This is a genomic window from Halalkalibacter sp. APA_J-10(15) (genome assembly GCF_023017105.1).
Lineage (GTDB): Bacteria > Bacillota > Bacilli > Bacillales > Bacillaceae_D > Halalkalibacter.
Genome location: NZ_JALKEV010000007.1, coordinates 226,550 through 233,646, shown reverse-complemented (window position 1 = coordinate 233,646; position 7,097 = coordinate 226,550). Strand labels below are relative to the sequence as shown.

General features: G+C 40.0%; 5 protein-coding genes. All 5 read right to left on the bottom strand.

Annotation, left to right across the window (positions count from 1 at the left end; translation table 11 throughout):
• Positions 1-253: IS200/IS605 family transposase (gene tnpA, locus MW695_RS10770; protein ID WP_247105315.1), on the bottom strand; the 253-nt coding region annotated here is incomplete at its 3' end.
• Between the two features lie 189 nt (positions 254-442).
• Entirely contained in the window at positions 443-766 is a 324-nt protein-coding gene (nirD, locus tag MW695_RS10765; RefSeq protein WP_247105314.1) for a nitrite reductase small subunit NirD, read from the bottom strand.
• 14 nt (positions 767-780) lie between these two features.
• Positions 781-3,207: a nitrite reductase large subunit NirB gene (gene nirB, locus MW695_RS10760; protein ID WP_308446085.1), complete on the bottom strand. Its 2,427-nt coding sequence runs from the start codon at positions 3,205-3,207 to the stop codon at positions 781-783.
• 27 nt (positions 3,208-3,234) lie between these two features.
• Positions 3,235-4,719, bottom strand: a complete 1,485-nt coding sequence (cobA, locus tag MW695_RS10755) for a uroporphyrinogen-III C-methyltransferase (protein WP_247105313.1) — start codon at positions 4,717-4,719, stop codon at positions 3,235-3,237.
• A 208-nt stretch (positions 4,720-4,927) separates the two neighbouring features.
• Positions 4,928-7,063, bottom strand: a complete 2,136-nt coding sequence (nasC, locus tag MW695_RS10750; protein ID WP_247105312.1) for an assimilatory nitrate reductase catalytic subunit NasC — start codon at positions 7,061-7,063, stop codon at positions 4,928-4,930.
• Between the last annotated feature and the right edge of the window lie 34 nt (positions 7,064-7,097).

Genomic DNA, 7,097 nt, shown 5'->3' with positions numbered 1-7,097 from the left:
TTTTTCCCTTTAAGTAGCCCATAAAATGCGACACAGATAATTTAGGAGGTATCTTTACTAACATATGAATGTGGTCCTTCATGGCATGTGCTTCGATGATTTCGACATCTTTCATTTCGCATAACCTTCTTAGGATTGCACCTATATCTTTTCTTAATTTTCCATAAATGACTTTCCTTCTGTACTTAGGTATGAATACTATGTGATACTTACAATTCCACCTCGTGTGTGATAAACTATTGTCACTCGACATGAGTAGGTCTCCTTTCGTTTTATAGAAGTTGGTTTGACGGCCATTTTCTATTATAACGATTGGAGATTTTTTCTGTCACTTTACCACTCTAGAAGTTTTATTTTCACACGTGTAGAACACGTGGTTTTAAACCCATATAATAGAAAAAGCACTCAAAAGAGTTAATAACCTCTTTGAGCACTTTTAAACTTAAACAAATATAAAAACGGCATCATCTTTAATTTCAACATCATAGCGCTTCACACAACCTTCATCAGGTGCTTGAACGCGTCCATCTTTCATATTAATCTTCCAATCATGTAATGGACAGAAGACATGTTCACCACTTACAATTCCTTCTGACAATGGACCTCCTTTGTGTGGACAGCTGTTTTGAATGGCACGAACATCTCCATTTTTTTGCTTGAATAATGCAATTTCTTCATCCGCTACCTTTACTCGTTTTCCTACTCCGATCGATAGATCAGAAACATAAGCAACCTGAACTTTTTTTGCGCTTTTTGTTTGACTCATTTTAGGTTCCTCCATTATTGAACAATTTCAACATTACTCGTTTTAAACTCTGACTGCTTCTCCTCTTGCTCAACGATTTCCTTCCAAGGATCAGACAATTGAGAAAGGGCGACTTCCATACGTTCAATTAATACTTGACGACCTTCTTCGTCCTCTAAGATAACCTTCTTCATATGATCCAAACCAACACGCTCAACAAAGTGTGAAGTACGCTCTAGGTAACGTGCATTTTCACGATAATATTGCATGAAGGCACTAATAATATCAATGATTTCTTCCTTCGTTTTCACTTTACAGAATAAGTCACCTGCACGTAGGTCAACCCCTCCGTTACCAGCTACATACAGTTCCCATCCACCATCTACGCCAACAATACCAAAGTCCTTAATACCCGATTCCGCACAGTTACGCGGACAAGCGGATACAGCCATTTTGACTTTGTGAGGGGTATTAATATACTCAAACTTTTTCTCTAACTCTTGACCGAGTCCAATTGAATCTTGCGTACCAAATCGACAGAATTGAGCTCCTACACACGTTTTCACCGTACGCAATGCTTTTGCATAGGCCGATCCGGACTTCATCCCAAGATCTTTCCATACTTTAGGTAAGTTATCTTTTTCAATCCCGACTAAATCAATACGCTGACCACCTGTTACTTTAAGTAAAGGTACTTCATATTTATCAGCAACATCAGCGATTTTTCTTAGTTGCTCAGCATCAGTAACCCCACCATACATTCTCGGTACGACTGTAAATGTACCATTATGATTAATGTTGGCATGGGCACGCTCATTAATAAATCTTGATGTTGGGTCATCGGCATTATTAATCGGATCAACCATCTTCAAATAATAGTTGATAGCAGGACGACATTTTGAACACCCTTCATCCGACTTCCAGCCAAGAACATTCATCACTTCACGTGGATGTGACAAGCCTAACTCGCGAATTTGTGCAACAACTTCCTCATGAGTGTGCTCCGTACATCCACACATTGGTTCCTTCGTATCTCCTAACTCTTCACCAGTTGTTAAGGAAATAAGATCAGCCACGAGTGGCTTACACCCACCACATGAACGACCAGCATTCGTACATTGCTTCACCTCTTCAACAGTTGACAGACCTTGCTCTTTAATTGCTGTACAAATGTCCCCTTTAGACACACCATTACAGCCACAAATCGTCTCACTATCTGCCATAGCAACAACTGGGCTTTCCGTGGAGCCTCCGCCATTTTCAGAAGGCAAAATCGCCACTTTACTCATACCCGAAATATCTTGCTCTGTTCGAATCATATCGAGAATTCTTGGCGAATCTGATGTATCACCAAATAATACAGCACCAATAACCTTGTTATCCTGTACAACTACTTTCTTGTATATCCCTTCAAATTCATCGTGTACACGAATCGCTTTTGTATTCTCACCATCTTGGAAATTCCCCGCTGAGAATACATTTACACCTGATACCTTTAACTGTGTGTATACGATAGAACCTTGGTAGCCTGGTTTATTTTTCACTTCATTTGTACATAAGTGTTCTGCCAACACTTTTCCTTGTTCGTACAAAGGAGCTACTAAACCATATGCAATCCCTCTATGCTGAGCACATTCCCCAACAGCGTATACATTCTCGATATTAGTTTCCATATAATCATTGACCATGATCGCTCGCTCTGTTTTCAAGCCGCATTTTTGTGCTAATTCAATGTTCGGCTTAATTCCAACAGCCATCACTACTAAATCAGCTTGAATGCTCGTACCATCTTTGAATTTTAACCCTGTCACTCGGCCTTTTCCAAGAATTTTCTCCGTCTGCGCTTTAAGTAAAAAGTTCATCCCTTGACTCTCGAGCTCTTCTTGAAGCATCTTTCCAGCTTGATTATCTAGCTGACGCTCCATTAAAGTATCAGCAATATGAATAACATCTACTTCCATATTTAAATTCAATAAGCCACGAGCTGCCTCTAAACCAAGAAGACCGCCACCAATAACTGCTGCCTTCTTATAGTTTTTAGACGTTTCTATCATCGTTTCACAGTCTTTAATATTACGGAAGGCAATAACTCCTTCTTTGTCTGCACCTGGAAGAGGTAGCATAAAAGGATTCGATCCCGTCGCAAAAATAAGCTTATCATAAGGGGTTTCAATACCTTTTTCGCTATAAACGACTTGCTTCTTCGTATCCACCTTTACAATCGGATCACCGGTGTGTAAAGTGACATCATTTTCCTTGTACCAATCATAATCATTTAAAACAATATCACTTACGTCCGCATCTCCCTGCAAAACCGACGAAAGCAAAATACGATTATAGTTAGGATGTGGCTCTTCACCAAACACCGTCATCTCATAGCGATTAGAATCCTTCTTAATGATTTCCTCTAGTGTTCGTATCCCCGCCATACCATTTCCGATCAATACGAGTTTCTCTCTCACAAAAAATCGCTCCTATCTTGAATAAAATTAGCTTTCTATTTGTACTTCAGGAAGTGCGACTTTTGCCTGCGCAAAAAGCAATTCATCGCTTCCTAATTTCTCTTTATACATATAAGCTGGCACTATTCCCATTGATTGAAGTGTCTCTCCCACTTGCTCTTCACAAATAATGGTACAAGTTGCCGCTAGTAATGATGGTGTCTTTTGTATTTCTTTCAAAAGATTCAAAAAGTTTATCGCATGACTCTTATTCGTTAAAATAAGCGTATTTACATGCTGTTCCTCTATCATTCTTTGCATCATTTGCTTTTCGCGAACTGTTACCATTTCATCGATTTGAATAAACTGTCCGTCCCCTCTAAATCCACCTAAAGAAGTTAATTCAAGCTTACTCCCAACCACAATTGGCGAATTCAATTCGGATAAGCGATGAACTTTTGTTGCTATGAAGCCTGCTTTCTTTAACTCCTCTTTTGTTTGGTCATCCATACAGTAGAATTCAGCTAGTATGCGTCGCCTATCAATCTCTCTATCATGTAACGACTGAATAAAAGCTACAACACTAGAGCTTGATAAGAAGGTTAACTTCTCCGCTTCTGGCAGTTCCAATATCCTATCCATCTGACTGACGGTTAACCTTTTCTTTATTGATAATGGCTTACTATATATGTCTGCTCCAAGTCGTCTCCATTTTTGTAATGTTTGCGAATCATCACACCGATCTTCTTTTGGGATAAAAATACTTATACCTGATAAAGGACGATTTTCAAACCATTGAAGCTTCTTCCGTAACGTAACCACATCACCAACCATAATAATGGCAGGATTCATTACTTTAGCCTTACTCACTTCTTGAACAATCGTGGCTAAAGTCCCTTCAATCGTTCGCTGTCGGCTATACGTACCCCATTGAATGATAAGAACCGGAGTTTTTCGCTTCATTCCATGCGCTTGCAATTGTTCAACAATCGTTGTTACATGCTTGATCCCCATGTAAAACACAATTGTATCAACACCGCTCGCCAATGCCCCCCAGTCCACTCGAGGTTGACCGTCACGTGATTTGCTATGACCAGATACAACAGCAAATGACCTAGAATGCTCTCGATGTGTAATCGTTGCTCCCGCATAAGCTGGCACTGCAATTCCTGCAGTTATGCCAGGAATGATTTCAAAGCTAATTCCATGCTTTGAAAGAGACTCTGCTTCTTCTCCGACTCTTCCAAATACAGAGGGGTCACCACCTTTTAAGCGCACAACTATTTTCCCTTTTCGAGCATGAATGAGTAATTCTTTATGGATATCTTCTTGTCTGAGAAGGTGCTGACAAGGTTGCTTCCCACAATAGACCAATTTAGCATCTGATTTCGTTTCCATTAAGAGAATCGGATTTACTAATCGATCAAAGATAATCACATCCGCTTCCCTTAATACACGTCTCCCTTTTATTGTGAGCAACTCTGGATCTCCTGGTCCAGCTCCAACAAAATAAACGATCCCTCGCTGTTGCAAAATCTGTCGCCCCCTTTCTCTTAATCATTAGTTTAAAGCAATCTTGAAAATACATGTTAGTTTGTGTCAGATATCCTAACAAGAAAAAAAGAAAAGACGGGAACACGTCTTTTCTTGCCTTCATTCCGTTCAAATTCTTGCTCATTTTTGTCGTGAATTAACAATGAATTGTAAAGGTCTACGTTATTTATCATAGATTGATAAATCATCATGTAACCATCGTTATATGGACTGCTGCAATTTTAAAACCTGGCATACGACAGGTCGGATCTAACTCATTTGAAATAAGATCATTAATATTCTGCGATTCAGCCCAATGAAACGGAACAAAGACCGTATCAAAACGAACATCTGTAGAGAAACGACTACGAACAACAATTTCCCCACGCTCTGATCGAATTTTCACTAATCTCCCTTCCTCAATTCCATACTTATCCGCTGTTTCTGGATGAATTTGAATGTGAGATTCAATATCTCTTGCTGCTAATGACGAGCTTCGTCTCGTTTGGACACCTGTTAAATAATGAGCTACAACACGTCCTGTAGTAAGATATAGAGGAAATTCCAAACTAGTCGATTCCTTCTTCTTCGCAGGTGTATTCGAAACTGCCATTAGTTTCGCCTTTTTATCTTGATGGTAGAACTTCTCTTCAAATAACCGTTCTGTTCCCGAGTGATTTGTCGTTGGACATGGCCAAAAGATCCCATCTCCTTCTCGAAGTCGTTCATACGTAATCCCATAATAATCAGCGATTCCGCCACGACTTGCTACTCTTAACTCATCAAATATTTGTTCCGCAGAATGAAATGCAAAATATTTTTCTTTTCCTAACACACCTGCAACCTCACAAAGAATTTCCCAATCATGCTTTGTTTCTCCAGGCTTTTCCTTAGAAGCTGGCCGCAGCATGACACGTCCCTCAACATTTGTCATCGTACCCTCATCTTCTAAATACGAAGTCGTTGGTAAAATCAAATCAGCAAGCTTCCCTGACTCGGAGATAAACATATCTACTGAAACGATAAACGATAGCTTTTCTAACGCCTCTTTTACATACGTTGCATTAGGGTTAGAAACAATCGGGTTTGAACCCATAATAAACATTGCTTTAATCTCACCCTCATGTATCTTTTCCATCATTTCATACGCTGACACACCTTTGCGTGGTAAATCTTCCTCATTGACACCCCAAACATCAGCTATATATTGACGATGCTCCTTATTTTCAATAGAACGATAACCTGGTAGTTGATCTGCCTTTTGGCCATGCTCTCGTCCACCTTGTCCATTACCTTGTCCTGTTATCGCACCATATCCACAGCCCAATTTCCCTATACTCCCTGTCGCCAACAAAAGATTGAGAAAATTACGAACAGCCATATACCCATCCGTTTGTTGTTCGACACCTCGGGCAGTGAAAATCATCGCTCGTTCCGCTTTACCAAAAGTCAATGCTACCTTCTCTAACTGTTCAACTGACACATCTGTCAGAGTTGATATCGATTCAATCTCCATTGATTGGACATGATCCATCACCTCGTCGAACCCAGTCGTTCGTTCAGACAAAAAGGCTTCATCTATATAGCCATGCTCAATAATTAATTTTAATAAACCATTGGCTAATGCTGCATCCGTCCCAGGCTTCAACTGAATATGCCAGTCAGCCATTTTAGATGTCTCTGTTACACGCGGATCAATGACAATTATTTTCGTTCCATTCTCTTTTGCACGTTCGAAATAGGGCATAATAGTCGGTTGGCATTCAGCTATATTCGTACCTGCTAAAATAATACAATCCGTTTGTTCAATTTCATCTAATCGATTCGTTAAACCTCGATCAATCCCAAATGCTTGATTAGCTGCCGAAGCTGCTGCCGACATACAAAAGCGCCCATTGTAATCAATATACTTTGTTTTTAAGGCCACACGGGCAAACTTACCTAACAAATAAGCTTCTTCATTTGTTAAGGACCCTCCACCATATACCGAGACAGCATCAGTCCCAAACTCTTCTTGAATCTTTGTGAATTTCTCTTTCATTACAGCAAGAGCAAACTCCCATGATACAGGAACGAATTGTCCGTCTACTTTGAATAAGGGCTGTTTCACCCGTTCACGGTGCACGGCATGCTGATAAGCATGAATGCCTTTCACACACAACCTCCCTTCAGAAGTTGGGTTATCTAGTGCAATTGTTTTATACTGAGTACGACTCGGTCCCTTTTGCTCAATGACTCTCATTTTACATTGCATACTACAATAAGGGCACTGTGCATCATAGGATCGTTCATCCTGTACATCTTTCTGTTGAGCACGTGAATACTTTACTAATCGTTCTGCCAAATGTCTCACACCCTTCTACAAGCTTGTTCCACAT

Excerpts from the sequence above, each read along its gene's own strand:
- nirD (WP_247105314.1), bottom strand. The coding sequence starts at position 766 with ATGAGTCAAACAAAAAGCGCAAAAAAAGTTCAGGTTGCTTATGTTTCT.